Raw genomic sequence first — 23,937 nt, 5'->3', positions numbered from 1 at the left:
GTGACCCGCGCCATAGTCGCGGGCGGTCGTGCCCGGGCCGGCCCCCGCCGGAGGGTCAGGACCCGACGTGACGCCGCTCGGGGTGCGGGGCCCGCGGACCACCGGGACGGCCCGGGCCCCGGGTGACGTACCAGCAGCCCAGTCCGAGGGTCAGCGCGGCGGGGATGACGTAGCTGGCCCCGAGGAACTGCTCCCAGAGGCTCCACTTCATCTCGACGCCCCACACGTTGGGCATCCAGCGGAACGGCGCGATGTAGAAGATCGCGGCGATCACCGCGCCGACCGCGGCCCACCCGGCGCTGCGGTACCGCAGGGCGTGCGCACCGATCCCGATCAGCGCGGGCACGACCCACACCCAGTGGTGCGACCAGGCGGTCGGGGTCGCCATCAGCACGACGGCGGCCGTCGCCGACATCCCGATCACCGGCTCGGAGCGCCGGACGACCGGCACGGCCAGCGCCAGCAGGACCGCGACGATGCCCAGCCACAGGATGTGGAACCAGGGGTCGGGGACCTCCTGGCGGGCGAGCACGGCCTGCACGGTCTCGTTGGAGAAGAACGTCGAGCCGCTGACCCCGGCCGCCGGTCCCCCGACGAACCAGTACCGCACCGAGGAGTCGAGGTCGACGACGAACCCGAGGCCGGTCGCGAGGATGCCGGTGACGACGGCGACGCCCGCCGCCTTCCAGTCCCGCCGCACCAGGAAGTACAGGACGAACCCGCCCGGGGTCAGCTTGATCGCCGCGGCCAGGCCGAGCAGCAGCCCGCGCGGCCACCAGGTCCGCGGGGCCAGCAGGTCGACCAGCACGAGCAGCATCAGCACGAGGTTGATCTGGCCGAAGGCGAAGGTCTGCGCGACCGGCTCCATGAGCAGCGCCGCGGCCAGCACCGGCACGCCCAGCACGAACGGGGCCCGCCGCCCGCCCGCGGGCCACGCGACGCGGATCGTGAGCGCGATGCAGACCGCCAGCGACAGCACCGAGGCGACGAACTGGGCGGTGAACGCGACGGCGTAGGGCACCACGGTCAGCGGCACCATCGTGATCGCCGCGAAGGTCGGGTAGATGAACGGCAGCTCGGGCCCGTGCAGGGGCAGCGGGAGCCGACCGTACATGTCACCGCCGTCCAGCCAGACCTGCACGCCGATCCGGTAGACGTCGAGGTCGAGTGCGTAGTCGCGCAGCCGGAACCAGGACCAGTACAGCGCCGCGGCCAGCAGCGGCACCGTGACCACGAGTGTCCAGGGGGTGAGTGCCGCCGTCCGCAGCCGTCCGACGAGGACCGCGGCGGCCCCGCCGCGAGCGGCGGGCACGTCGGGGTCGTGCGGGGTGCGGGTGACGGTCACGCGGGCTCCTCCGTGTGCGGCCGGGCCGGACGGGTACGGGCCGCGCGACGGGCGGAGCCCGGCGGCCGCTTGGGGACGACGGTGGACCACGGTAGCGGGGCGCGACCCCGCGCCCCGCCGCGGGACCCGCCTACGACACCCCGGCCGCGTCCATCCCCCGCAGCTCCTTCTTGAGGTCGGCGATCTCGTCGCGGAGCCGGGCCGCCAGCTCGAACTGGAGGTCCCGTGCGGCGGTGAGCATCTGGTCGTTCATCTGCTGGATGAGGTCGGCCAGCTCGGCACGCGGCATGCCCGCCGTGTCCTTCGCCGCCACCCCGGAGCTGCCCGCCGCGGCCGGACGGCCCTTCTCCCCCGCCGCCCGCTTGCCGCGCGAGGCGTTGCGGCCCGACCCGCCGACCGGGACGGCCTCGGTGTCCTCGGCCTCGCGGTAGACCTGGTCGAGGATGTCGGCGATCTTCTTGCGCAGCGGCTGCGGGTCGATGCCGTGCTCGGTGTTGTAGGCGACCTGCTTGGCGCGGCGCCGGTCGGTCTCGTCGATGGCGTACCGCATCGAGTCGGTGATCCGGTCGGCGTACATGTGGACCTGGCCGGAGACGTTGCGCGCCGCGCGGCCGATGGTCTGGATCAGTGACGTGCCGGAGCGGAGGAAGCCCTCCTTGTCCGCGTCGAGGATCGCCACCAGTGACACCTCGGGCAGGTCGAGACCCTCGCGGAGCAGGTTGATGCCGACCAGCACGTCGTACTCGCCGGACCGCAGCTGCCGCAGCAGCTCCACCCGGCGCAGGGTGTCGACCTCGGAGTGCAGGTACCGGACCTTGATCCCGAGCTCGAGCAGGTAGTCGGTGAGGTCCTCGGCCATCTTCTTGGTCAGCGTGGTGACCAGGACCCGTTCGTCCTTGGCGGTCCGGTCCCGGATCTCGGCGACCAGGTCGTCGATCTGGCCCTTGGTCGGCTTCACGACGACCTCGGGGTCGACCAGGCCGGTGGGGCGGATGACCTGCTCGACGAACTCGCCGCCGGTGCGGTTGAGTTCGTAGGGGCCCGGGGTCGCGGACAGGTAGACGGTCTGGCCGATCCGGTCGGCGAACTCCTCCCAGGTGAGCGGCCGGTTGTCCACCGCGGAGGGGAGACGGAAGCCGTACTCGACGAGGTTGCGCTTGCGGGACATGTCGCCCTCGTACATGCCGCCGATCTGCGGCACGGTCACGTGCGACTCGTCGATGACCAGCAGGAAGTCGTCCGGGAAGTAGTCGATCAGGGTGGCCGGCGCGGTGCCGGCGCCGCGGCCGTCGATGTGGCGCGAGTAGTTCTCGATGCCCGAGCAGAACCCGACCTGGCGGATCATCTCGATGTCGTACTGGGTCCGCATCCGCAGCCGCTGGGCCTCGAGCAGCTTGCCCTGGTTCTCCAGCTGTGCGAGGCGCTCCTCCAGCTCCGCCTCGATGGCGCGCACGGCGCGTTCCATCGCCTCCGGGCCCGCGACGTAGTGCGTCGCCGGGAAGACCTTGATCTCGTCGACCTGCTCGACCTCCTCGCCCGTCAGCGGGTTGAGGTAGTACAGCGCCTCGATCTCGTCGCCGAAGAACTCGATCCGCAGCGCCAGCTCCTGGTAGGCGGGGATGATCTCGACGGTGTCACCCCGGACCCGGAACGTGCCGCGGGTGAAGGACATGTCGTTGCGGGTGTACTGCACGTCGACCAGCAGCCGCAGCAGCCGGTCCCGCTCGACCTCCTCGCCGACCCGCAGCGAGACGGACCGGTCGAGGTAGGACTGCGGGGTGCCGAGGCCGTAGATGCACGACACCGAGGCGACCACGACGACGTCGCGGCGGGACAGCAGGTTCATCGTCGCCGAGTGCCGCAGCCGCTCGACGTCGTCGTTGATCGAGCTGTCCTTCTCGATGTAGGTGTCGGTCTGCGCGATGTAGGCCTCGGGCTGGTAGTAGTCGTAGTACGAGACGAAGTACTCGACCGCATTGTTCGGGAGCATCTCCCGCAGCTCGTTCGCCAGCTGCGCGGCCAGGGTCTTGTTCGGCGCCATCACCAGCGTCGGGCGCTGCTGCTGCTCGATCAGCCACGCGGTGGTGGCCGACTTGCCGGTGCCGGTGGCGCCCAGCAGGACGACGTCCTGCTCGCCGGCACGGAGGCGCCGGTCCAGCTCGGCGATCGCGGTCGGCTGGTCACCGGCCGGGACGTGCTCGCTGACCACCCGGAACGGGGCCGTGCTCCGCTCGACCGCACCCACCGGGCGGTGCTCGGAGTGCGCACGCGGGGTGTCCGCCGGGGTGGTGCCCGCGTCCGGGTGTGCCTCGTCCTCCCGGGCACGGGAGTCCGCCGCGCTGCCCGGGACCTCGGTCGCGAATGCCATGACACCAGGGTACGAGCGACCCCCGACACTTTCCCGCCGTGCGCCCCGCCGGATCCTCCGGCGGAGGCAGGATGGGCGACCGTGCACCCGCCCAAGACGCAGACCTTCGACCCCGGACGGGGCGTCCAGATCGACACCAAGGGGACCCACCGCGAGATCGCCACACTGCGCGAGGAGAGCTGGGGTCTGTACCTGTCCCGGCCCGTCGTCGCCCGGCCGAACGCCTGGTGGATCGAGACCTGGGTGCTCCCGGAACTGGGCGTGTGCCTGTCGGACTGGCGGTGGCGGCCGGGGCACGAACGCGACCAGGACGTGTACGTCGACGTCGCCGCGATCACCCGTGAGGGCAGGCGGCTGCACATGACCGACCTCTACCTGGACCTCGTGGTGCGCCGCGGCCGCGGGACCGACGTCATCGACGTCGACGAGTTCGTCGCCGCCGTGGCGCAGGGGCTGGTCGGGACCGACCTGGCCGAGTACGCCCTGGAGCGGTCGCACGCCGTGCTCGACGGGCTGGTCCGCCACGACCACGACCACGTGGCCTGGCTGGCGTCCCTGGGGATCGACCTGGGCCCGCGGGACCGGCCGGAGGACGCTCGCGACTGACCGTCGCCACCGACCGGCGACGCGGGCGGTCCGTACGGCGCGCCCGGTGCACCGACCGGCCGTGGCGGGGCCGGCCCGGGTGGGTCAGAGCGCGGAGGACTGCGCCGGGCCGAGGCCGACGGCGCTGGTCGAGGTCTCCGGCGTCGTGGTCCCGGTGGTGGTCGTCGGCTCGGGCGAGGTGGTGGTCGGCGCGGCCGAGTTGGTCGTCGTCGGGGCCGGGGCGGTCGTCGTCGGCTCCGGGGTGCCCTCGTCGGTCGGCTTCGGCGTCGAGGTCTCCGGCGGCGGAGTCGTCGTCACCGGCGGCTTCGTCGTGGTCGGCGGCGTCGTCGTGGTGGGCGGCGGAGGCGTCGTCGGCTCGGGCGAACCCTCGTCGGTCGGCCGCGGCGGGGTCGTGTGCGGCGGCGGGGTCGGCTGACCGCCGCCGGTGGGCGGCGGCGGGACCACCGGCGCGCCGGGGGTGCCGGGCGCGGGGGCCGGACCGGGCGCGGGGGCGGCGGGCGAGCCGCCACCACCGGGCAGCGCGCCGCCCTGGGTCGCCGCGACGGTCGGGGCGAACGCCGGCGGGAGACCGCCCTGACCACCGGTGGCGCCACCGGCGTCGCCGGTCTCGACCGGCTCCGGGGTCGGGCCGCTCTCCTGCGGCGCGGCGATGGCGAACGGCGGGCCGACGAAGCTGCCGCCGGGGGCGGCCGCGGTCGCGACGGCGGTGATGCCGCCCAGAGACCCGACGGTGAGCACCGCCGCGGCCGCGGCCGAGGTGGCCCGGCGCGCACCGGCGGCGCGGGAGATCACGTCGTCGACGGCGGGCAGCGGCACCGCCGCGGCCAGGACGTCGTCGAGCCGGTGGAACTCCCGGTCGATGTCGGCGAACCCGTTCATACCCGTCCCCCCTCGGTGGCGGGTGGGTACCCGCCACGCAGGTCGTACTGCGGCGCCCCGTGACCCGGCGGCGGTCCCCCGACCGCGTCACCCGCCGGTCCGATGATCTCCTCCAGCACCTCGGCCATGCCCTCGGTCACGACCTCGCGACCGCGGACGAGCCGGCGCCGCACCTCGTGCTCGGTGACCCGCTCGAGCTCGGCGACCGCGCCGGTCGACAGGCCGGCCATGTGGTGCAGCACCACGGCCCGGCGGTCGACGGGTGCGAGCCTCCCGAGAGCCTCCAGGAGCGCCCCGGTGCGCGGGTCGGTCTCCTCCGGCGACGGCCTGCGACGGCGGCGCAGGATCCGCCCCCGCATCGACGTGCGGATCGCGACCCGCCGGACCCAGCCGACGGCCGCGTCCTCGTGGTCCGGGCCCGCGGGCTCGGCGCGCAGCGCGGCCCAGCGCCGCCAGGCCCGCGAGTAGGCGTCCTGCACGGCGTCGTGCGCGTCGTGCGGGTTGAGTGTGATCGCGTAGAGCTGCGCGACCAGGCGCGGGTAGTGCGTCTCGAGGTGTGCGCCGAAGTCCGCACGGAGCTCACCGTGCGGGAGCGTGCGGTGCTGCTGGACGACCGCGCCGCTGATCGGCGGGGCCTCGTACTCGGCGCCGGTCCACGCGTCGTGGTCCGGTGCGCCCGGCTCCGGCGCACCGCCGTACTCGTCCGTGTGGGGGAACGCGGGCGCGCGCTCGGGCTCGGCGAACTCGCCGTCCGCCCCGAAACGCTGGGCCACTGTGCTCAACCCCGTGTCCTCTCGTCGCCGTCACCGGACCCTCCGGTCCGGTGCCGATCACCCCGGTGACCGGCCCGATCGACGGGTACCCGCAGGTACCGCGGCCGATCCGGGCAGGAGCACCCTCTGCCCCGCCTGATCGACCAACGAGCGTGCGGCGTTACAGAAACGGGTCCGGCGCGACCCGATCGTCACGTTCCGCGTGATCTGCATCCCGAGATGCTCAACCGTTCGGGTCGGATCGCCACTCCGCCGTGCACGCACGGTAGTGGCGCGAGTCCGGGTCGTCGGCGTGCCGTTCCGCCGCCGCACGCTTGTGCGCGGCGTAGCCGGCACGGGCGGTCGCGTCGGCGCGCAGCCGGTCCCGCAGCTCGATCGCGTGCCGCCAGGCGGGCGAGCCGTATACCCGTACGGCCACCACGGCGGCCCGCCCCGGGTCCGCCGAGCGGTGCACCCGCACCGTTCCCGTGGTCTCCTCCGGGGCGGCGGGGTCGACCGGGAACCCGGCCGCGACCAGGGCATCGGTGACCGTACCGGCGTCGGCGGGCGACTCCACCGCGAGCTGCAGGTCGAGCACGTCGCGGGCGGGGAGCCCCGGGACGGCCGTCGACCCGACGTGCTCCACCCCGCGTCCGGGACCGCCCGCGGCGACCGCGACCCGCTCGGCGAGCCGGTGGGCCTGCGCCGCCCAGTCCGGGTCGTGCTCGACGAGCCGGGGCGGTCCGTCCGCGGCCGGGCGGCCCGTGCGCAGGTTCTCCTCGAACCCGGCGAGCCGTCCGTCCCACAGCGCGTCCACCCGGCGACGGGTGTCGTCCGGCTCCCCCGAGTTGTCCAGCCAGACGTCGGCGACGGCGCGGCGCTGCTCGTCACCGGCCTGGGCGGCGATCCGGGCCCGGGCGTCCTGCTCGCTCATCCCGCGCGCGGACACCAGCCGCCGGACCCGCTCCTCGGCGTCCACCCCGACCACGACGACCAGCGGGAACGTCGGCGCCATGCCGCCCTCGACGAGCAGCGGGATGTCCTGCACGACGATCGCGTCCGCCGGGGCGGCGGCGACGATCTCGTCGGACCGGGCCCGCACCAGCGGGTGCACGATGCCGTCGAGAGTGCGCCGTGCCCCGGCGTCGGAGAAGACGACGGCGGCGAGGGCGGGCCGGTCGAGCCGGCCGTCGGCGTCGAGGACGTCCCGACCGAAGGCCTCGACGATCGCCGACAGCCCCGCGGTGCCCGGTTCGACGACCTCGCGGGCGATCACGTCGGAGTCGACCAGCACCGCCCCGCGTTCGACCAGTCGCGTCGCGACCGTCGACTTGCCCGCACCGATTCCGCCGGTCAGCCCTGTCCGCAGCACGTGATCACCGTAGCGGGCCGTGCCGGGTCGCCCCGGCCGCGCTCAGGTGGTGCCGCGCGCGTTGCCCGCGGCACCGGTGCCGGCCTGCGGGGTGGTGGCCGCCGGCGGTGCGGCGGGCGTCGGCCGCGCGGACGGCGGCTGCGTCGGCGTCAGCGCCGGGATGATGCGCTGGGCCAGGTCGGGCAGGGTCTCGGCCGCGGACCGGGTCTGCCCGGGAGCGGCCACCGGCAGGATGAACGTCAGCGTGTCGACGCCGTAGACCAGGGCGAGGGTGGTCTCGTCCGGCCGCTCGACGAGGACGCCGGGGACCGAGCCGACGGTGATGTCACGCGAGGCGGTGGCCGAGCCGCGCTCGGCGTTGGTGTTGAGCTGCCACTGGCGGGTCGCGGACGCGGTGTCGCCGTAGCGGCCGATGTTGAGCTGGAACAGCACCGGGCCGGAGTTGCGCGCCCCGCCGAAGGCCTGGGCCTGGCCGCCCGCGCGGTAGGTGCAGGCGGTGCGCTCGGTGCGGTTCACCGACGCCTCGGGGACGCCGCGGACCGACTGGACCGACACCGACCCCAGGACCTGCCCGAACAGCGCTCCGGCCTGCTCGGGGTCCATCAGCTGCACGCAGTCGGTGGGCAGCGCGATCGGGATCGGTTCCCGCCCTGCCTGGGCGGCGCCGGACTGCTCGGCCGGGAACGTCGGGACCGCGATCCCGGTGTCCCCGGACGCCGTGCCGCATCCGGCGAGGACCGCGGCGAGCAGGACGCTCGCGAACGCGGACCGCCCGCGACGCAGGAACGTGCGGTCGTGGGACAGGGACTCGCCGGAACGCGTCCGGCGGACGGTACGGCCGGCCATACACCCAATCTAGGCCGACCCGAAGATCGACTCCGGACCGGTGCGCGCGCCGTGACCAACCGCAGCCGAACCGTGATCTGCACATGGCGTGTCCGCTCTGACACGCCGGGCGACGTGAACGGGCATCGACCGGGACCCGGAGGGCCACCGGAAACGGGCCGGGCCCCGGTGACCGTGACGGTCACCGGGGCCCGGTGTGGTGCAGTCGCCGGTCCGCGTGGGACCGGCACGGGACCGTCAGGCCCCGCCGGAGAGCTTCTCGCGCAGTGCGGCGAGCTGCTCGTCGCTGGCGAGCGAGCCACCCGACTCGGCCTGGCCACCGCCACCGCCGGTCGAACGGTCGTCGTCACCGCCGGAGGAGTAGTTCGCCGGCGCGATGTCGTTGCCGCCCTCCGCCTCGGCCTCGGCGGCCTTGCGGATCTGCGCCATGTGCTGGTCGTAGCGGGCCTGCGCCTCGGCGTACTGCTTCTCCCAGGCCGCGCGGGCCTCGTCGAAGCCTTCCTTCCAGTCGCCGGAGTCGACGTCGAAGCCCTCGGGGTAGATGTAGTTCCCCTGGTCGTCGTACTCGGCGGCCATGCCGTAGCGGGTCGGGTCGAACTCGGTGTCGACCGTCATGCCCTCGTTGGCCTGCTTGAGCGACAGCGAGATGCGACGGCGGTCGAGGTCGATGTCGATGACCTTGACCATCGCGTCGTCGCCGACCTGGACGACCTGCTCCGGGATCTCGACGTGGCGCTCGGCCAGCTCGGAGATGTGGACCAGGCCCTCGATGCCCTCCTCGACGCGGACGAACGCACCGAACGGGACGAGCTTGGTGACCTTGCCCGGCACGATCTGGCCGATCGCGTGGGTCCGGGCGTACAGGCGCCACGGGTCCTCCTGGGTCGCCTTCAGCGACAGGGAGACGCGCTCGCGGTCCAGGTCGACGTCGAGGACCTCGACGGTGACCTCCTGGCCGACCTCGACGACCTCGCTCGGGTGGTCGATGTGCTTCCAGGACAGCTCGGAGACGTGCACCAGGCCGTCGACCCCGCCCAGGTCGACGAACGCACCGAAGTTGACCACCGAGGAGACGACGCCCTTGCGGACCTGACCGCGCTGCAGCTGGTTGAGGAACTCGCTGCGGACCTCGGACTGGGTCTGCTCGAGCCAGGCGCGGCGGGACAGGACCACGTTGTTGCGGTTCTTGTCCAGCTCGATGATCTTGGCCTCGATCTTGCGGCCGACGTAGGGCTGCAGGTCCCGCACGCGGCGCATCTCGACCAGCGAGGCCGGGAGGAAGCCGCGGAGCCCGATGTCCAGGATCAGGCCGCCCTTGACGACCTCGATGACGGTGCCCTCGACCGGCTCGTCGGCCTCCTTGAGCGCCTCGATCGTGCCCCAGGCGCGCTCGTACTGCGCGCGCTTCTTGGACAGGATCAGACGGCCCTCCTTGTCCTCCTTCTGGAGGACGAGGGCCTCGACGAACTCGCCGACCTCGACGACCTCGGCGGGGTCGACGTCGTGCTTGATCGACAGCTCACGCGAGGGGATGACGCCCTCGGTCTTGTAGCCGATGTCGAGCAGGACCTCGTCACGGTCGACCTTGACGATGGTGCCCTCGACGATGTCGCCATCGTTGAAGTACTTGATCGTCTGGTCGATGGCGGCGAGGAAGTCCTCCTCCGACCCGATGTCGTTGATAGCGACCTGCGGCGTGGTCGGGGCGGCGGTGGTGTCGGTGGACATGTAGTGAGGTGCTCCGATGGATTTCTCTGGCATGGTCGGCCCGGTCGGCTCTGCTGCAGCAGCGCGCCCCGGTTCTGGTACGTGTAGCTGTGACGTTGTAACAGTCACCCTCTGGCGTCGATTCCCGTGGTCGGGAACATCGGTGCACGGACACCCGCGAGACCGGCGCTGGAGTGGCGCCGCGCGGTCGGCCGACACGTTGACCACGGTGCGGGAAGAATGCTACGCGGCCCGCAAACCCCCCGGCAATGCGGGTCCGCCATCCGCGGGCGCGCACGGGCTTGCGACGATCGGGTGGTCATGAGCAGCCGCGACGAGTACTTCTCCGCCGAGGACGCCGTGGGGACCGCCGGTGTCGCCCGGCGCCGCGTCGGCAGCGCCGAGTCCGAGGCGGCCGGGCGCCGCTGGTGGGACGCCGACGCCGACGACTACCTGGCCGAGCACGGTTCCGACATCGGCGACGAGTCGTTCGTCTGGTGCCCGGAGAACCTGCACGAGGACGAGGCGGGCCTGCTCGGCCCGCCCGCGGACCTCGCCGGGAAGCGGGTGCTGGAGGTGGGCGCCGGCTCCGCCCCGTGCAGCCGGTGGCTGGCCCGCCGCGGGGCGCACCCGGTCGCGCTCGACGTCTCCGGCGGGATGCTGCGTCACGCGGCCCGGCTGAACGACGCGCTCGGGCTGTCGGTGCCGCTCGTGCAGGCCGGCGCCGAGCACCTGCCGTTCGCCGACGCCACGTTCGACCACGCCTGTTCGGCGTTCGGGGCGATCCCCTTCGTCGCCGACCCGGGCCGGGTCATGCGCGAGGTGCACCGGGTGCTGCGTCCCGGCGGGCGCTGGGTGTTCGCGGTGAACCACCCGATGCGCTGGGTCTTCCCCGACGACCCCGGCGAGCAGGGGCTCACCGTCGTCCAGTCCTACTTCGACCGGACCCCGTACCTGGAGGTGGACGGCGACGGCCGGGCCACCTACGTCGAGCACCACCGCACGCTCGGCGACCGGGTGCGCGACGTCGTCGCCGCCGGCCTGGTGCTCGACGACCTGGTCGAGCCGGAGTGGCCGGAGGGCCACGAGCGGGTGTGGGGACAGTGGTCGCCGCTGCGCGGCGCGCTGTTCCCCGGCACCGCGATCCTCGTGACCCACCGGCCGGGCTGAGCCGTCAGACCTCGAGGACCGCGCCGGTCTCCAGGTCGTAGCGGGCACCGATGATCGTGAGGTGGTTGTTGCAGACCGCCCCCGACAGCGACGGGTCGGAGGTCAGCTGCGCGACGACCCGGCGGACGTTGGCGTCGACCGCGCCGGCCACGGCGCCCTCGCCCTCCCCCTCGCACACCGGGACGATGTCGCCGACCAGGGCGCCCAGCGTCGACGGCGCCGGCGCGGGCTGCCCGGAGGCGACCGACACGGCCGCCTTCACCGCGCCGCACTGGGAGTGGCCGAGGACCACCAGCAGCGGGATGCCCAGCGCCCCGGCGCCGAAGGCCAGCGTGCCGAGCACCGCGTCGTCGACGACCTGACCGGCCGTCCGCACCACGAACAGGTCACCCAGACCCAGGTCGAACACCAGCTCCGCCGGGACGCGGGAGTCCGAGCAGGAGAGGATCATCGCGGCCGGGGTCTGCCCCGCCACGGCGGCGGCGCGTTCCTCCGCGGACCGTCGCGGGTCCTCGCGCTCGTCGCGCTGCCAGCGCCCGTTGCCCTCCAGCATCATCTGCCACGCCTGGGCCGCGGTCGGCCTGCTGTCGTTCGCCATAGGGTCTCCCTCGGTCGGCTTCTCACCGACCAAGATCGGCGAACGGGTCCGTGCGGGCAAGCATGCACGCCGCTGCACCCCTCCCGTGTGACGAGACCCGCACGGCAGGCGGCCCGGAGCGTCCCGAGCCGCTCCATCCGGCCGGTGGCCGGGTCCTGGCGGGCACCGGCGACCGGGACCACGGGGCGCCATGTCGTCCCGGGCCGCGGCGCGTCGTAGGGTCGGTGGGTGCCGATCACCCCCGACCAGCTGCCGGAGCTGAGCTCCGAGCACGCCGACGAGCAGCTCACCGACCGGATGGGCATCGAGATCCTCAAGGCCGACCTCGACGAGGTCGTCGGCCGGATGCCGGTCGCGGGCAACCGCCAGCCCTACGGGCTGCTGCACGGCGGCGCCAGCGGCGTCCTCGCCGAGACCCTCGGGTCGACCCTGTCCGCGCTGCACGCGCTGCCCGAGCGGTTCCCGGTCGGGCTGGAGCTGGCCTGCACCCACCACCGTTCCGCCACGTCGGGCTGGGTCACCGGGACCGCGCGGCCGATCCACGTCGGGCGGTCCACCTCGACCACCGAGATCGTCCTCGTCGACGACGACGGCCGCCGCGTCTGCACCGCGAAGCTGACCTGCCTGCACCGCGACACACGACCGCCGGTGACCTGACGCTCGCCCTGCGACACCGTCGCGTTACGTCTCGGCTACGTCCTGGTCCGAGACGTCCGTACCAGTTCTCTCCTCGGCTACGTTCGCCCCCATCACCCATCAGGGTGTCGCACAGAGTCGTGTCCGACGACCCCCCGAGGACGAACGTTGTCACCACCCCCGCTCCCGCGCCGACCGCGCGCCGATCGCGCGGCCACCCCGCCCGTCGGTGCGTCCCGGCCCTCCCCGATCCCCACGACCGCCCGGTGGCTGGTGGGCCTGCTCATCACCCTGCTGGGCGCGCTCGTCCTGTCCGGGACGGCCGCCGCGGCGACCGCCCCCGCCGGCCCCGTACCGGCCTCCCCCGGTGCCGTCGCCCCGTTCCAGCAGGCAGACGGCATCGACGTCAGCGGCACGCTGCGGAACCAGGACGGTCAGCCGCTGCCGGACGTACGCATCACCGCCGAGCGCGACGGTGCGCCGGCCGGTGAGACCCGTTCCGGGGCCAACGGCCGCTGGACCCTGACGGTCCCCGGCGCGGGCTCGTACCTGTTCCGGCTCGACGAGGCCTCGCTGCCGCCCGGCACCGAGGTCCTGCAGGGCGAGACCACCCGCGAGGTGACCGCCGGATCGCTGAACACCGTGGTGTTCCGCTTCGGCGCCGAGGTCGAGGGCGCCGACACCGGCGGGTTCGCGACCTTCCTGCGGCTGCTCGTCGACGGCATCCGGTTCGGCCTGGTCATCGGCATCTCGGCGGTCGGCCTGTCGCTGATCTTCGGCACCACCGGCCTGACGAACTTCGCGCACGGCGAGATGGTCACCATCGGCGCCGTCATCGCCTGGTTCATCAACGTCGGCGGCGGCGTGCAGCTGATCCCCGCGACGATCGTCGCGATGCTCATCGGCGCCCTGCTGGGCGCCGCGAACGAGCTCGGCATCTGGCGGCGGCTGCGCCGGCGGGGCGCCGGGCTGATCGCCCAGCTCGTCGTCTCCATCGGCCTGTCGATCGCGCTGCGCTACCTCGTGCTGATCATCTTCGGTGGCCGGTCGGAGTCCTTCGCCGACTACACCGGGCAGACCGTCCGGAACTACGGCCCGGTCGCGCTGACCGACAAGGACCTGTCGGCCATCGTCATCGCGATCGTCGTCCTCGTCGCGGTCGCGCTGCTGCTCCAGAAGACCCGGATCGGCAAGGCCATGCGCGCGGTGTCCGACAACCGGGACCTCGCCGCGTCGTCGGGCATCGACGTCGACCGCGTGGTGCTGTTCGTCTGGATGCTGGGCGGGGCGCTGGCCACCCTCGGCGGCGTGCTGTTCGCGCTGTCGGAGCTGTCCTCCACCGTCCAGTACGAGATGGGCTTCCGCCTGCTGCTGCTCATGTTCGCCGGCGTCATCCTCGGCGGCCTCGGCACCGCCTACGGCGCACTGCTCGGCTGCCTGATCGTCGGCATCCTGGTGCAGCTCTCGACGCTGGTGCTGCCGCTGGATCTCAAGTACCTGGGCGGGCTGGCCGTGCTGATCGTGATCCTCGTGTTCCGGCCGCAGGGCCTGCTCGGGTCCCGGGCACGGATCGGCTGAGGGGCGGACATGATCGACTTCGGACAGCTCCTCACGGTCGGGCTCTCGCAGCTGATCGGCCCCTCGGCCATCTTCTTCGCGCTGCTGGCCCTCGGCCTCAACATCCACTTCGGCTACACCGGGCTGCTCAACTTCGGCCAGATCGGCTTCGCGCTGGTCGGCGCCTACGGCATGGGCATCTCGGTCGCGAACTACGGCGCCCCGCTCTGGCTGGGCGTCCTCATCGGCATGGCCTGCGGGGTCGCGCTCGCCCTGGTGCTCGGCATTCCGACGCTGCGGCTGCGCGCGGACTACCTGGCGATCGTCACGATCGCGGCGTCGGAGATCCTGCGCCTGATCACCCGGTCGACCTCGCAGACCGGGTTCACCGGCGGCACCCAGGGCCTCACCGGGTTCGCCGACTCCTTCGCCCGCGCCAACCCGTTCGGCACCGGCACCTACGACTTCGGGGTGCTGTCGCTGCGGGGGCCGGACCTCTGGTCGATCCTCGTCGGCTGGACGGTCGTCGGGCTGTGCGTGCTCCTCACCTGGCTGCTCGTGCGCAGCCCGTGGGGCCGCGTGCTCAAGGCGATCCGGGAGGACGAGGACGCCGCCCGCGCGCTGGGCAAGAACGTCTTCGCCTACAAGATGCAGGCGCTCGCCCTCGGCGGGGTGTTCGGTGCGCTGGGCGGCATCGTGTTCGCCCTGGCGACCCAGTCGCTGACGCCGGACTTCTACTCGCCGCCGCAGACCTTCTTCGCCTACGCCGCGCTCATCCTGGGCGGCGCGGGACGGGTCTTCGGCCCGGTGGTCGGCGCGATGGCGTTCTGGTTCCTGCTGTCGGTCGCCGACGCGTTCCTGCGCCAGGCGACGGCCGGGGAGTCGCCGCTGCTGCCGTTCATCTCCTCCCAGGACGTCGGCGCGATCCGCTTCGTGCTCGTCGGCCTGTTCCTGGGGCTCATGATGGTGTTCCGACCACAGGGCATCTTCGGACGCCGCAGGGAGGTGCTGGGCGATGGCCGCTGAGGACACGACCCCCGACCCGACCGTGACCGACCCGGCCCGCACGCTGACCGGCGTCGCCCCGGAGCCGGGCGTCGCCAAGCCGGACCCGGTGCTCACCGTGGACGGCGTGACCCGCACGTTCGGCGGCCTGAAGGCCGTGGACGTCGCCCACCTGGAGTTCCAGCGCGGCGCCATCACCGGCCTCATCGGCCCCAACGGCGCCGGGAAGACGACCCTGTTCAACCTGCTGACCGGCTTCGACCGGGCCGACACGGGCTCCTGGATCTACGAGGGCAGCCCGCTGCAGAAGCTGCCGCCGCACCGGGTGGCCCGTAAGGGCGTCGTCCGCACGTTCCAGCTCACCAAGGCCCTCGCGGGCATGACGGTGCTGGAGAACATGAAGCTCGGCGCGGTCGGGCAGCGCGGCGAGAGCTTCCTCGGCGCGCTGTTCACCGGCTGGGGCGCGCAGGAACGGCGGATCACCGAGCAGGCCCGCGAGCTGCTGGCCCGCTTCAAGCTCGACACCAAGGCCGAGGACCTGGCCGGGTCGCTGTCCGGCGGGCAGCGCAAGCTGCTCGAGATGGCGCGGGCCCTGATGATGGACCCGAAGGTCGTCATGCTCGACGAGCCGATGGCCGGGGTGAACCCGGCGCTCACCCAGAGCCTGCTGGGGCACGTGAAGTCGCTGCGCGACGAGGGCATGAGCGTCGTGTTCGTCGAGCACGACATGGACGTCATCCGGGACATCTCCGACTGGGTCGTCGTCATGGCCCAGGGGCAGGTGATCGCGGAGGGGCCGCCCTCGGCGCTGTCGTCGAACCAGGCCGTCGTCGACGCCTACCTCGGTTCGCACCACGGCCAGGTCCTCGAGTTCGACGAGCACGGCAACCCGGTCGGGCAGACCGCGGAGATCGTCGCCGAGATGGAGGCCGCCGAGATCGAGGGCGCCCTCGCCGACGACGGCACCGGTCCGGCCCGCCCGGATCAGGAGGGGAAGCGCACATGAGCGAGCAGGCACCCGGTGCCGACCGGGCCATGACACCGGAGCAGGCCGCCACCCCGGAGGTCCACCGCGCGCTCGCCGAGGGCGCCGTGCTGCGGGTCGACACCCTCGTCGCCGGGTACGTGCCGGGCGTCGACATCCTGACCGGCAGCGACTTCTTCCTCCGCGACGGCGAGATCGTCGGCATCATCGGGCCCAACGGCGCCGGCAAGTCGACGCTGCTGAAGGCCATGTTCGGGCTGATCCCCGTGCGCAGCGGCACGGTCCGGCTGCGCGACGCCGAGATCACCGGGGCCAAGGCGCACGCCCTGGTCACCAAGGGGCTCGGGTACGTCCCGCAGCGCGACAACGTGTTCCCCTCGCTCTCGATCGAGGAGAACATGCAGATGGGCGTGTTCCTCCGGCCGAAGACGTTCGCGAGCCGTTTCGACGTCGTCGCGGACCTGTTCCCGATGCTGGGGCAGCGCCGGAAGATCAAGGCGGGGTCGCTGTCCGGCGGTGAGCGCCAGATGGTCGCGATGGGGCGGGCCCTGATGATGGAACCGTCGGTGCTGCTGCTCGACGAGCCGTCGGCGGGCCTGTCCCCGATGCTCCAGGACGAGGTGTTCGTCCGTTGCAAGCGCATCAACGCGGCCGGGGTCTCGGTCATCATGGTGGAGCAGAACGCGCGTCGCTGCCTGCAGATCTGCGACCGCGGCTACGTGCTCGACCAGGGCCGCGCGGCCTACACGGCGGGTGGCCGGGACCTGCTGAACGACCCGAAGGTCATCGAGCTGTACCTGGGGACGCTGGCCGGCAGCAGCGAGAAGAAGTGACCTGACGCGCCGGTCCAGCGACGGCCCCGCCCCCACCCACGGGGGCGGGGCCGTCGTGTTCCCGGTGCGGGTCCACCGGGGCCACCGCGCCGGTGCGCCCCGGGTGCCGCCGGGGCGTCGTGCCCTGCGTCGCGCCGGGTGCCGGGCCGGTGCATCGTCCCGGTGGGGCGCGGCCGGTCCCGGGGACGATGAGGGGGCGGGCCGTGGCGGCCCGCCCCCTCGTGTCGGTGCGTGTGGTGCGGTGTGTCAGCCCTGGGCGCCGACCCGGACGTAGGTGGTCGCCGCCTCGTCGATCTTGTTCTGGGCGTTGAACGTCTGGACCCCGTACGACCCGGATCCCGGCTCACCGGCGTCGGTGAAGTCGAGCGTGCCGGTGGCGCCGTCGTAGTCGACGTCACCGCCCCGGTCGAGGATCGCCTTGCAGCCGGCGAAGTCGGTGCACTTCTCGCCGCCCTTGGTGATCCCGTTGATCTGGGTCGCGATGTCCGCGCCGTTGGTCGACTTCGCGGCCTCGGCGGCCAGCGCCGAGACCACGACGGCGTCGTAGGACTCGGCCGCGTAGTTGAAGTCGGTCAGGCTCGGGTCCTGCGCGGTGAGCCGCTGCCGGAAGTCGCCCGACAGCTCGGTGAGCGGCAGGGTGCCCTTCATCCCGTTCAGCAGGCCCGCGGGCAGTCCCTCGCCCAGGGCGTTGCCCATGTTGCCGTCGGTGCCGTACACGGCCTTCTGGGCCGGTCCGATCTGCACCTCGCTCATGCGCGACAGGATCCGCTTGGACTCGTCGAAGCCGATGACCGCGACGGAGTCCGGGTTGAACTGGGCGACCTGGTCGATCTCGGGGTTGAACGACGCCGCGTTCGGGTCGTAGATGATCTTGGTGATCTGGTCCTGCGGGATGCCGGCGGAAACCAGGTTGCGCTCGGCGCTGTCCGCCAGGCCCGAGCCGTACGGGTCGTTGCGGGCGAGCAGCGCCACCCGCTGGCCACCGTCGGAGGTGATCAGCTGCGCGAGCGCCTGCCCCTGCAGGACGTCCGGCGGCGCGGTCCGGAAGTACAGGCCGCGGTCCTGCCAGCAGGTGAACTCGTCGGAGGTGTTGGCCGGCGAGAACTGGACGACACCCGCACCGGTGATCTTGTCGATGACCAGCTTCGACACACCCGACGCGGCGGCACCGACGATGACCTGCGTCCCGGCGCCGAGCTGCCGGTCGACGGTCTGGTTCGCGATGTCGGTGGTGTCGTCACCCGAGTCACCGCGCAGGTGCTGGACCGGGTTGCCGAGGACTCCCCCGGCGGCATTGATCTCCTTGACCGCCACGTCGACCCCCGCGAACTCGGGCGGACCGAGGAACGCCAGGCTCCCGGTCTCCGGCAGCAGGGAGCCGATCTTCAGCGGCGCGGTGCCGGGATTGCCGGTGGCCTGTGCCTGCGGCGGGGTGCATGCCTGCCCCGCGGCGGCGGGCTCCTCCGAGCCGCCGGTGGCCCCGCCGGAACCGGTGTCCCCGCCACCGCATCCGGCCAGTACCAGCGACGCCGCCCCGGCGAGGGCGGCGAGTCGCCACGTCGTTCGCGTCATTCGAATCCCCTTCGGTTCTCCGCCCGCCCGAAGCAGCGCGGGAGGATGGCGGAAAAGTAGTACGCCCGAACCAGGAAAGGGGACACCGTCACCACTCGTGACAGGAATGTGATCCGCGGACACCAGCGTGACACAAGTGGATCTTTTCCGGTGCCCGGACGGCCACATTCGGTAACCGGAATTGTCTCGTGACGCATCGGAACGGGGGGCACCGGTCCCGTCGACGGGCCGTCGGCCCTCGGGGCCCGGCAGGGCGGCCCGCCGGCCGGCACGGACGACGCCGGCCCCGCCGCGCGGTGCGCGGCGGGGCCGGAACGACGGTGCCGGGCGGCGGTGGTCGACCGCCGCCCGCGCCTCAGGAGGACTTGGCCGGGGCCAACCCCTCGACGACCGCCTCGGCGACGGCCTTCATGGTCGTCCGGCGGTCCATCGCGGTCCGCTGTATCCAGCGGAAGGCCTCCGGCTCGGACATCTTCTGCGCGGTCATGAGCAGGCCCTTGGCCCGGTCGACGACCTTGCGGGTCTCGAACCGCTCGTTGAGCGAGGCGACCTCGTCCTCGAGCGCCTTCTTCTCGGCGAACCGGGAGACGGCGAGCTCGATGGCCGGGACCAGCTCGTGCCGCGCGAACGGCTTGACCAGGTAGGCCATGGCGCCGGCGTCGCGGGCGCGCTCGATCAGCTCGCGCTGGCTGAACGCGGTCAGCATGACCACCGGCGCGATCTTCTCCTCGACGATGGTCGACGCCGCCTCGATGCCGTCCTTCTTGGGCATCTTGACGTCCATGATCACCAGGTCGGGCCTCAGCTCGCGGGCCTGGGTGATGGCGGCCTCGCCGTCGCCGGCCTCACCGGCGATGCGGTAGCCCTCCTCGGAGAGCATCTCGGCCAGGTCCATGCGGATCAGCGCCTCGTCCTCGACGACCAGCACCCGCCACCCGGGCTGCGGGCCGTCCTCGGCCGGCTTCTCTGCGGGAACGTTGTCGGTCACCGGAGAACTCCTTCATCGGTCAGTGGGGTGTCCGGAGCGCCCAGGCTACCGGCGGTATGGGTGCACAGCCGAACCACTTCGGCCTTTCGTGTGCGGAAACACGATCCGCCGACCGCATTACCCGTCCGATCGGGCAGGAGCGGCGGTGCTCGGGTCGTCGGGCCGATCGCGGCCTCCGGCGCGGCGACGGCGTCATGTCACGCGACCGACGGCGAGGTCGCGTGCGCCGGCCGGTGTGCGATCCCCGGCCGGTCCCGGGCCGCCGCCTCGGCGTGCCGCACGATGTCGTCGGAGGTGGTGCCGAGGAACCGGCGCACAGTGGCGTACTCGCGCAGGGAACCGTCGGACCGGCGGGCCCGGACACGGTTCGTGGCGCGACCGTCGTCGGAAGGGGGACAAGCCGCGCGGGAAGCGGTCGGGGTGGGCGTCGACGGTGTGGCGCCGCCTTTGCCGAGCCGGACCGGGAGGGTGTGCCCACCACGTCCATCCGGAGGAACATGCAGGCCAGACGGCGAAGGCACCCCGGGACGCGGGTGCCCGGAGCCGTGGGCCGACACGTCGGACGGATCGGCGAATGGTGCCCCCGGTGGGATTCGAACCCACACTGTACGGTGTTTGAGACCGCTTTCTCTGCCAGTTGGAATACGAGGGCGAAAGCAATTCACTGCATTCTGTGGTGAACCGATCCTAGCGGGTTCCGGGCAACCCGCGGCAGCCGACCCGCCTCACACCGGCCAGCTCAGGAACCGGCTGCGCGGCGGCCCGTCCCCGAGCACGTGCAGCACCCCACCCGGCGCCGGGACGGGGTCGCTCCCCCCGGTCCCGGGCACGTCCGGCCAGCGCAGGGCGGGCGCCACCGACGGGGCGACGACGAGCGGGTGCCCGGCGAACGTCGTCGCCAGCGGGGTGTGGACGTGCCCGCACACCACCAGCGTCGGGTCGCTGCGCGCGGCGAGCAGGGCCTCGAACACACCGGCCTCGAGCAGCCGCATCCCGTCGAGGACCGGGTGCCCGACCGCGACCGGCGGGTGGTGCAGGGCGACCAGCAGCGGCGCGGGGTCCCGGACGGCCTCGGCGAGCAGGGCGACCGCGGCGTCGGACAGCGCACCGTGCGGCGCCCCGGGGACGAGGGTGTCGAGCAGCGCGACGGTGGTCCCGCCGGTGCGGTGCAGCCGGTCGCCCACCGGTCCGACGGCGTCGGCCATCGCGGCGCGGTCGTCGTGGTTGCCGGGCACGTGCAGCGCGCCGAGGCCGTCGAGCAGCCGTGCCGCGGAGGCGTAAAACTCGGGGGCGCCGTCGTCGGCGAGGTCGCCGGTGACGAGCACGACGTCCGGCGCCGGGTCCAGCGCACGGACCCCCGCGACGGCGCGGGCGGCCCGGCCGTCGGTGTCCGGGCGGCCGAGGTGCAGGTCCGACAGCTGGACGACGGTGGTCACCGCGGGATCCGCTCCAGCAGGGCGGCCGCCTCCATGTGGTGGGTCATCGGGAACGCGTCGAACGCCCGCAGCGCGGCGGTGCGGTACCCGGCGGCGGCGAACAGCGACAGGTCCCGGGCCAGCGCGGCCGGGTCGCAGGCGATGTGCACGATCCGCTGCGGGGCGCGGGCGGCGAGGTCGCGCACCGCGGCCTTCCCGAGCCCGGCGCGCGGCGGGTCGGTGACCACGACGTCGGGGTCGGGGCCGAGCCGGCTGATCTCGCGCTCGGCGCGGCCGCGGACGAACTGGACCTGCGGCAGGTCGGCGAGCGCGGAGGCGCCGTCGGCGACCGCGGACGCGGCGGACTCGACGACCAGCACGGTCCCCGACTCCCCCACCTGGCCGGCGAGGACCGAGCCGAGCAGCCCGACGCCGCCGTAGAGGTCCCAGGCGACGCCGCCGGTGGGGGCGTCGGCCCAGTCGCGCACGACGGACGCGAGGGTGTCCGGCAGCGCAGGGTGGACCTGCCAGAACGTGCCGGCCGACAGCTCCCAGGTGCGGTCCGCGGCGTGCACTGTCGCGCCGGAGCCGACCCGGGCGGCGCCGTCGCCGACGACGGTGACGTCGAGCTCGGAGTCGGGCCGGAAGCGGCGCTCCAGCACCGGCGGCAGCGCGCCGGCCGGGACGAGCGGGCAGTCGCCGATCTCGCACACGTCGTGGCTGCGGTGGGCGCGCAGGCCGGGGACGCCGTCGTCGTCGACGGCCAGCCGCACCCGGGTGCGCCAGCCGAGCGGACCGCCGGGGAGCTCCTCGACCTCGACGGCGGCGAGGTCGGCGGTGGCGACGACCGCGGCGCCGGCGCCGAGGCGCTCCAGCTGCTCGCGCAGGACCGTCGTCTTCAGGGCGCGCTGGGTGGCGTGGTCGGTGTGCTGGAAGTCGCAGCCGCCGCAGCCCCCGGGACCGGCCCACGGGCAGGCGGGCTCGACCCGGTCCGGGGACGCCTCCAGCACGGCGACGGCGTCGGCGCGGCAGAACGCCCCGCCCGGGTCGTCGGTGACCACCGCACGGACCAGCTCACCGGGCAGTGCGTGCCGGACGAACACGACCCGGCCACCGTCCCCGTCGCGGGCCACGCAGTGGCCGCCGTGCGCGACGGGGCCGACCCGCAGCTCCAGCATGCGGTCGGTCCAGTCGGTCGCCGTGTCGGCGTTCACCGGTTCTCCTTCCTCGTCACCCGGGGTGCGGACGGGGTGCCGCCACCCGTCCCGACGCCCGCGCCGTCGCGGCGTTCGCCGGGCAGCTGCTCCATGCCCGGGTAGCCGCGCCGGGACGCCCCCGGCGCCTGCAGCGGCGACAGCGCCCGTGTGCGCGACGACGACGGCAGCTGCCACGGCACGCTGGTCACCATCACCCCCGGCTGGAACAGCAGCCGCGTCTTGAGCCGCAGCGCGCTCTGGTTGTGCAGCACCTGCTCCCACCAGTGCCCGACGACGTACTCCGGGATGTAGACGGTGACGACGTTGCGCGGGGAGTCGGTGCGGATGCGCTTGACGTAGTCCAGCACGGGCCGGGTGATCTCCCGGTAGGGCGACTCGACGACCTTCAGCGGGACCGGCAGGTTCCGCTTGTGCCACTGCTCGACGAGCTTCTTGGTCTCGGAGTCGTCGACGTTGACCGTGACCGCCTCGAGGATGTCCGGGCGGGTCGCGCGGGCGTAGGCCAGCGCCCGCAGGGTCGGCTTGTGCAGCGTCGAGACCAGGACGACGGCGTGGTTGCGCGAGGGCAGGACGTCGTCGGACTCGTCGGCGACCAGCGCGGCGGCGACCCGGTCGTAGTGGAGCTGGATCATCCGCATCAGCACGAAGAACCCGCCCATCGCGACGATCGCGATCCAGGCGCCGAGGGCGAACTTCGTGACGAGCACCGTGACCAGCACGACGCCGGTCATGCAGGCGCCGAACCCGTTGATCGACTGGGCGCGGCGCATCCGGCGGCGTTCGGACGCCGAGGGGTCCAGCGCGAGCTCCCGGTTCCAGTGCCGGACCATCCCGGCCTGGGACAGCGTGAACGACACGAACACGCCGACGGTGTAGAGCGGGATGAGCCGGGTGACCTCGGCCTGGAACCCCACGACCAGCAGGATCGCGAACAGCGCGAGCGCGACGATGCCGTTGGAGAACGCGAGCCGGTCGCCACGGGTGTGCAGCTGACGGGGCAGGTAGCGGTCCTGGGACAGGATCGAGCCCAGCACCGGGAAGCCGTTGAACGCGGTGTTCGCGGCGAGGACCAGGATCAGCGCCGTCATCACGATGACGAAGAAGTAGCCCGGCGGGAAGTTGTCGAACACGGCGTCGGCGAGCTGGGCGATCATGGTGTGCTGCTCGTAGCCGGGCGGCGCGTCGGGGAACTGGCGGGCCGGGTCCTCGGCGATCTGGACGTGGGTGAGCTGGGCCAGGGCGATCAGCCCCATGAACAGCGACACCGACATCACGCCGAGCAGCAGCAGCGTGGTGGCCGCGTTCCTCGACTTCGGCTTGCGGAAGGCGGGCACCCCGTTGGAGATCGCCTCGACACCGGTCAGCGCGGCGGCGCCCTGGGTGAAGCTGCGCAGCACGAGCAGCACGAGCGCCAGGCCGGTGAACGCGTCGCCCTCGGCGACCAGGCGCAGGTCGGCACTCTCCGCCCGCACGGAGTCGCCGAGGATCAGCACCCGGGTCAGGCCCCAGATGATCATCGTCGCGACGCCGATGACGAAGGCGTAGACCGGGATCGCGAAGGCCGCGCCGGACTCGCGGATGCCGCGCAGGTTGATCGCGGTGAGCACGACGATCGCCGACACCGCGAACAGCACCTTGTGCTCGGCGACGAACGGCACCAGCGCACCGATGTTGGCCGCGGCCGCGGAGATCGAGACGGCGACGGTGAGGGTGTAGTCGACGAGCAGGGCGCTGGCGACGGTCAGTCCGGCGTTCTTGCCGAGGTTCACCGTCGCGACCTCGTAGTCGCCCCCGCCGGAGGGATAGGCGCGGACGTTCTGCCGGTAGCTGGCGACGACCGTCAGCAGGACGACGACGACCGCGAGACCGATCCACGGCGACATCGCGTACGAGGCGACACCGGCGACCGACAGGGTCAGGAAGATCTCCTCGGGGGCGTAGGCGACCGACGACATGGCGTCGGAGGCGAACACGGGGAGGGCGATCCGCTTCGGGAGCAGGGTGCTGGTCAGGCGGTCGCTGCGCTGCGGTCGTCCGACCACGAGCCGCTTGAGAGCGACGGCGAGCTTGGACACGGGGCGCAGCC

20 protein-coding genes and 1 tRNA gene are annotated in these 23,937 nt (G+C 73.1%); 7 read left to right on the top strand and 14 right to left on the bottom strand.

Annotated features, from left to right (window positions below; all coding sequences use genetic code 11):
* Window positions 1–55: 55 nt before the first annotated feature.
* Both MTO91_RS11625 and uvrB read right to left on the bottom strand, forming a co-directional pair.
* Complete coding sequence (locus tag MTO91_RS11625; RefSeq protein ID WP_405417564.1) at window positions 56–1,345, bottom strand: glycosyltransferase 87 family protein; 1,290 nt, start codon at window positions 1,343–1,345, stop codon at window positions 56–58.
* Window positions 1,346–1,475: 130 nt separating this feature from the next.
* Window positions 1,476–3,713: an excinuclease ABC subunit UvrB gene (uvrB, locus tag MTO91_RS11620; protein ID WP_202968142.1), complete on the bottom strand. Its 2,238-nt coding sequence runs from the start codon at window positions 3,711–3,713 to the stop codon at window positions 1,476–1,478.
* Window positions 3,714–3,794: 81 nt separating this feature from the next.
* Here uvrB and MTO91_RS11615 point away from each other — a divergent pair, with 81 nt between their 5' ends.
* Window positions 3,795–4,319: a ribonuclease FAU-1 family protein gene (locus MTO91_RS11615; RefSeq protein ID WP_476654491.1), complete on the top strand. Its 525-nt coding sequence runs from the start codon at window positions 3,795–3,797 to the stop codon at window positions 4,317–4,319.
* An 84-nt stretch (window positions 4,320–4,403) separates the two neighbouring features.
* On the opposite strand, the gene MTO91_RS11610 is transcribed toward MTO91_RS11615, so the two are convergent.
* The 5 genes from MTO91_RS11610 to rpsA form a co-directional block, all read right to left on the bottom strand.
* Window positions 4,404–5,198 carry a hypothetical protein gene (locus tag MTO91_RS11610; RefSeq protein ID WP_476654490.1) on the bottom strand — a complete coding sequence of 265 codons (795 nt, stop codon included), beginning with the start codon at window positions 5,196–5,198 and terminating at the stop codon, window positions 4,404–4,406.
* Window positions 5,195–5,971: an RNA polymerase sigma factor gene (locus MTO91_RS11605; protein WP_476654858.1), complete on the bottom strand. Its 777-nt coding sequence runs from the start codon at window positions 5,969–5,971 to the stop codon at window positions 5,195–5,197. The genes MTO91_RS11610 and MTO91_RS11605 overlap by 4 nt, the downstream gene beginning before the upstream one ends.
* A 223-nt stretch (window positions 5,972–6,194) precedes the next feature.
* On the bottom strand, window positions 6,195–7,322 hold the full coding sequence (gene coaE / locus MTO91_RS11600; RefSeq protein ID WP_405417572.1) for a dephospho-CoA kinase: 1,128 nt from the start codon (window positions 7,320–7,322) through the stop codon (window positions 6,195–6,197).
* Between the two features lie 42 nt (window positions 7,323–7,364).
* Window positions 7,365–8,168 (bottom strand): hypothetical protein, encoded by an 804-nt coding sequence (locus MTO91_RS11595; RefSeq protein ID WP_405417575.1) that lies wholly within the window; start codon window positions 8,166–8,168, stop codon window positions 7,365–7,367.
* A gap of 237 nt (window positions 8,169–8,405) precedes the next feature.
* A complete protein-coding gene (gene rpsA / locus MTO91_RS11590; RefSeq protein WP_345652952.1) occupies window positions 8,406–9,896 on the bottom strand; it encodes a 30S ribosomal protein S1 in 1,491 nt (496 codons plus the stop codon).
* Window positions 9,897–10,196: 300 nt separating this feature from the next.
* On the opposite strand from rpsA, the gene MTO91_RS11585 reads away from it, so the two are divergent.
* Window positions 10,197–11,045: a class I SAM-dependent methyltransferase gene (locus tag MTO91_RS11585; RefSeq protein ID WP_405417578.1), complete on the top strand. Its 849-nt coding sequence runs from the start codon at window positions 10,197–10,199 to the stop codon at window positions 11,043–11,045.
* Between the two features lie 4 nt (window positions 11,046–11,049).
* Here the strand turns inward: MTO91_RS11585 and MTO91_RS11580 are convergent, their stop codons facing one another.
* Window positions 11,050–11,643, bottom strand: a complete 594-nt coding sequence (locus MTO91_RS11580; protein WP_178375068.1) for a carbonic anhydrase — start codon at window positions 11,641–11,643, stop codon at window positions 11,050–11,052.
* A gap of 228 nt (window positions 11,644–11,871) precedes the next feature.
* On the opposite strand from MTO91_RS11580, the gene MTO91_RS11575 reads away from it, so the two are divergent.
* The 5 genes from MTO91_RS11575 to MTO91_RS11555 all read left to right on the top strand — a co-directional run bounded on the left by MTO91_RS11575 (window position 11,872) and on the right by MTO91_RS11555 (window position 16,659).
* Window positions 11,872–12,300, top strand: coding sequence for a PaaI family thioesterase (locus MTO91_RS11575; RefSeq protein WP_062402733.1), 429 nt, complete (start codon window positions 11,872–11,874; stop codon window positions 12,298–12,300).
* Between the two features lie 252 nt (window positions 12,301–12,552).
* Window positions 12,553–13,857 (top strand): branched-chain amino acid ABC transporter permease, encoded by a 1,305-nt coding sequence (locus MTO91_RS11570; protein WP_476654489.1) that lies wholly within the window; start codon window positions 12,553–12,555, stop codon window positions 13,855–13,857.
* A gap of 9 nt (window positions 13,858–13,866) precedes the next feature.
* Complete coding sequence (locus MTO91_RS11565; RefSeq protein WP_062402727.1) at window positions 13,867–14,862, top strand: branched-chain amino acid ABC transporter permease; 996 nt, start codon at window positions 13,867–13,869, stop codon at window positions 14,860–14,862.
* On the top strand, window positions 14,852–15,847 hold the full coding sequence (locus MTO91_RS11560; RefSeq protein WP_476654488.1) for an ABC transporter ATP-binding protein: 996 nt from the start codon (window positions 14,852–14,854) through the stop codon (window positions 15,845–15,847). The genes MTO91_RS11565 and MTO91_RS11560 overlap by 11 nt, the downstream gene beginning before the upstream one ends.
* Window positions 15,844–16,659, top strand: coding sequence for an ABC transporter ATP-binding protein (locus MTO91_RS11555; protein WP_224402765.1), 816 nt, complete (start codon window positions 15,844–15,846; stop codon window positions 16,657–16,659). Before MTO91_RS11560 ends, MTO91_RS11555 begins: the two co-directional genes overlap by 4 nt.
* Window positions 16,660–16,905: 246 nt before the next feature.
* On the opposite strand, the gene MTO91_RS11550 is transcribed toward MTO91_RS11555, so the two are convergent.
* The 6 genes from MTO91_RS11550 to MTO91_RS11525 form a co-directional block, all read right to left on the bottom strand.
* Window positions 16,906–18,231: an ABC transporter substrate-binding protein gene (locus MTO91_RS11550; RefSeq protein ID WP_476654487.1), complete on the bottom strand. Its 1,326-nt coding sequence runs from the start codon at window positions 18,229–18,231 to the stop codon at window positions 16,906–16,908.
* Window positions 18,232–18,586: 355 nt separating this feature from the next.
* Window positions 18,587–19,219: an ANTAR domain-containing response regulator gene (locus tag MTO91_RS11545; protein ID WP_308215872.1), complete on the bottom strand. Its 633-nt coding sequence runs from the start codon at window positions 19,217–19,219 to the stop codon at window positions 18,587–18,589.
* A gap of 575 nt (window positions 19,220–19,794) precedes the next feature.
* Window positions 19,795–19,871 (bottom strand) — tRNA-Leu (locus MTO91_RS11540).
* Between the two features lie 73 nt (window positions 19,872–19,944).
* Complete coding sequence (locus tag MTO91_RS11535) at window positions 19,945–20,655, bottom strand: metallophosphoesterase (protein WP_405417592.1); 711 nt, start codon at window positions 20,653–20,655, stop codon at window positions 19,945–19,947.
* A complete protein-coding gene (locus MTO91_RS11530) occupies window positions 20,652–21,812 on the bottom strand; it encodes a class I SAM-dependent RNA methyltransferase (protein ID WP_253068018.1) in 1,161 nt (386 codons plus the stop codon). Before MTO91_RS11530 ends, MTO91_RS11535 begins: the two co-directional genes overlap by 4 nt.
* Window positions 21,813–21,844: 32 nt before the next feature.
* Window positions 21,845–23,926 carry an APC family permease gene (locus tag MTO91_RS11525; RefSeq protein ID WP_253068013.1) on the bottom strand — a complete coding sequence of 694 codons (2,082 nt, stop codon included), beginning with the start codon at window positions 23,924–23,926 and terminating at the stop codon, window positions 21,845–21,847.
* Between the last annotated feature and the right edge of the window lie 11 nt (window positions 23,927–23,937).

It is taken from the genome of Pseudonocardia sp. 2-7, from assembly GCF_056341085.1.
The sequence above is the reverse complement of the archived record's forward strand: the minus strand, read 5'-3'. Positions and strand labels throughout refer to the sequence as shown.

What these genes read in the sequence shown, in the direction of transcription:
- rpsA (WP_345652952.1), bottom strand. Translation starts at nt 9,896, where the DNA reads ATGTCCACCGACACCACCGCCGCCCCGACCACGCCGCAGGTCGCTATC.
- MTO91_RS11595 (WP_405417575.1), bottom strand. Translation starts at nt 8,168, where the DNA reads ATGGCCGGCCGTACCGTCCGCCGGACGCGTTCCGGCGAGTCCCTGTCC.
- MTO91_RS11560 (WP_476654488.1), top strand. Translation starts at nt 14,852, where the DNA reads ATGGCCGCTGAGGACACGACCCCCGACCCGACCGTGACCGACCCGGCC.
- MTO91_RS11580 (WP_178375068.1), bottom strand. Translation starts at nt 11,643, where the DNA reads ATGGCGAACGACAGCAGGCCGACCGCGGCCCAGGCGTGGCAGATGATG.
- MTO91_RS11555 (WP_224402765.1), top strand. Translation starts at nt 15,844, where the DNA reads ATGAGCGAGCAGGCACCCGGTGCCGACCGGGCCATGACACCGGAGCAG.
- MTO91_RS11550 (WP_476654487.1), bottom strand. Translation starts at nt 18,231, where the DNA reads ATGACGCGAACGACGTGGCGACTCGCCGCCCTCGCCGGGGCGGCGTCG.
- MTO91_RS11565 (WP_062402727.1), top strand. Translation starts at nt 13,867, where the DNA reads ATGATCGACTTCGGACAGCTCCTCACGGTCGGGCTCTCGCAGCTGATC.
- MTO91_RS11530 (WP_253068018.1), bottom strand. Translation starts at nt 21,812, where the DNA reads ATGCTGGAGCTGCGGGTCGGCCCCGTCGCGCACGGCGGCCACTGCGTG.
- uvrB (WP_202968142.1), bottom strand. Translation starts at nt 3,713, where the DNA reads ATGGCATTCGCGACCGAGGTCCCGGGCAGCGCGGCGGACTCCCGTGCC.
- MTO91_RS11610 (WP_476654490.1), bottom strand. Translation starts at nt 5,198, where the DNA reads ATGAACGGGTTCGCCGACATCGACCGGGAGTTCCACCGGCTCGACGAC.
- MTO91_RS11585 (WP_405417578.1), top strand. Translation starts at nt 10,197, where the DNA reads ATGAGCAGCCGCGACGAGTACTTCTCCGCCGAGGACGCCGTGGGGACC.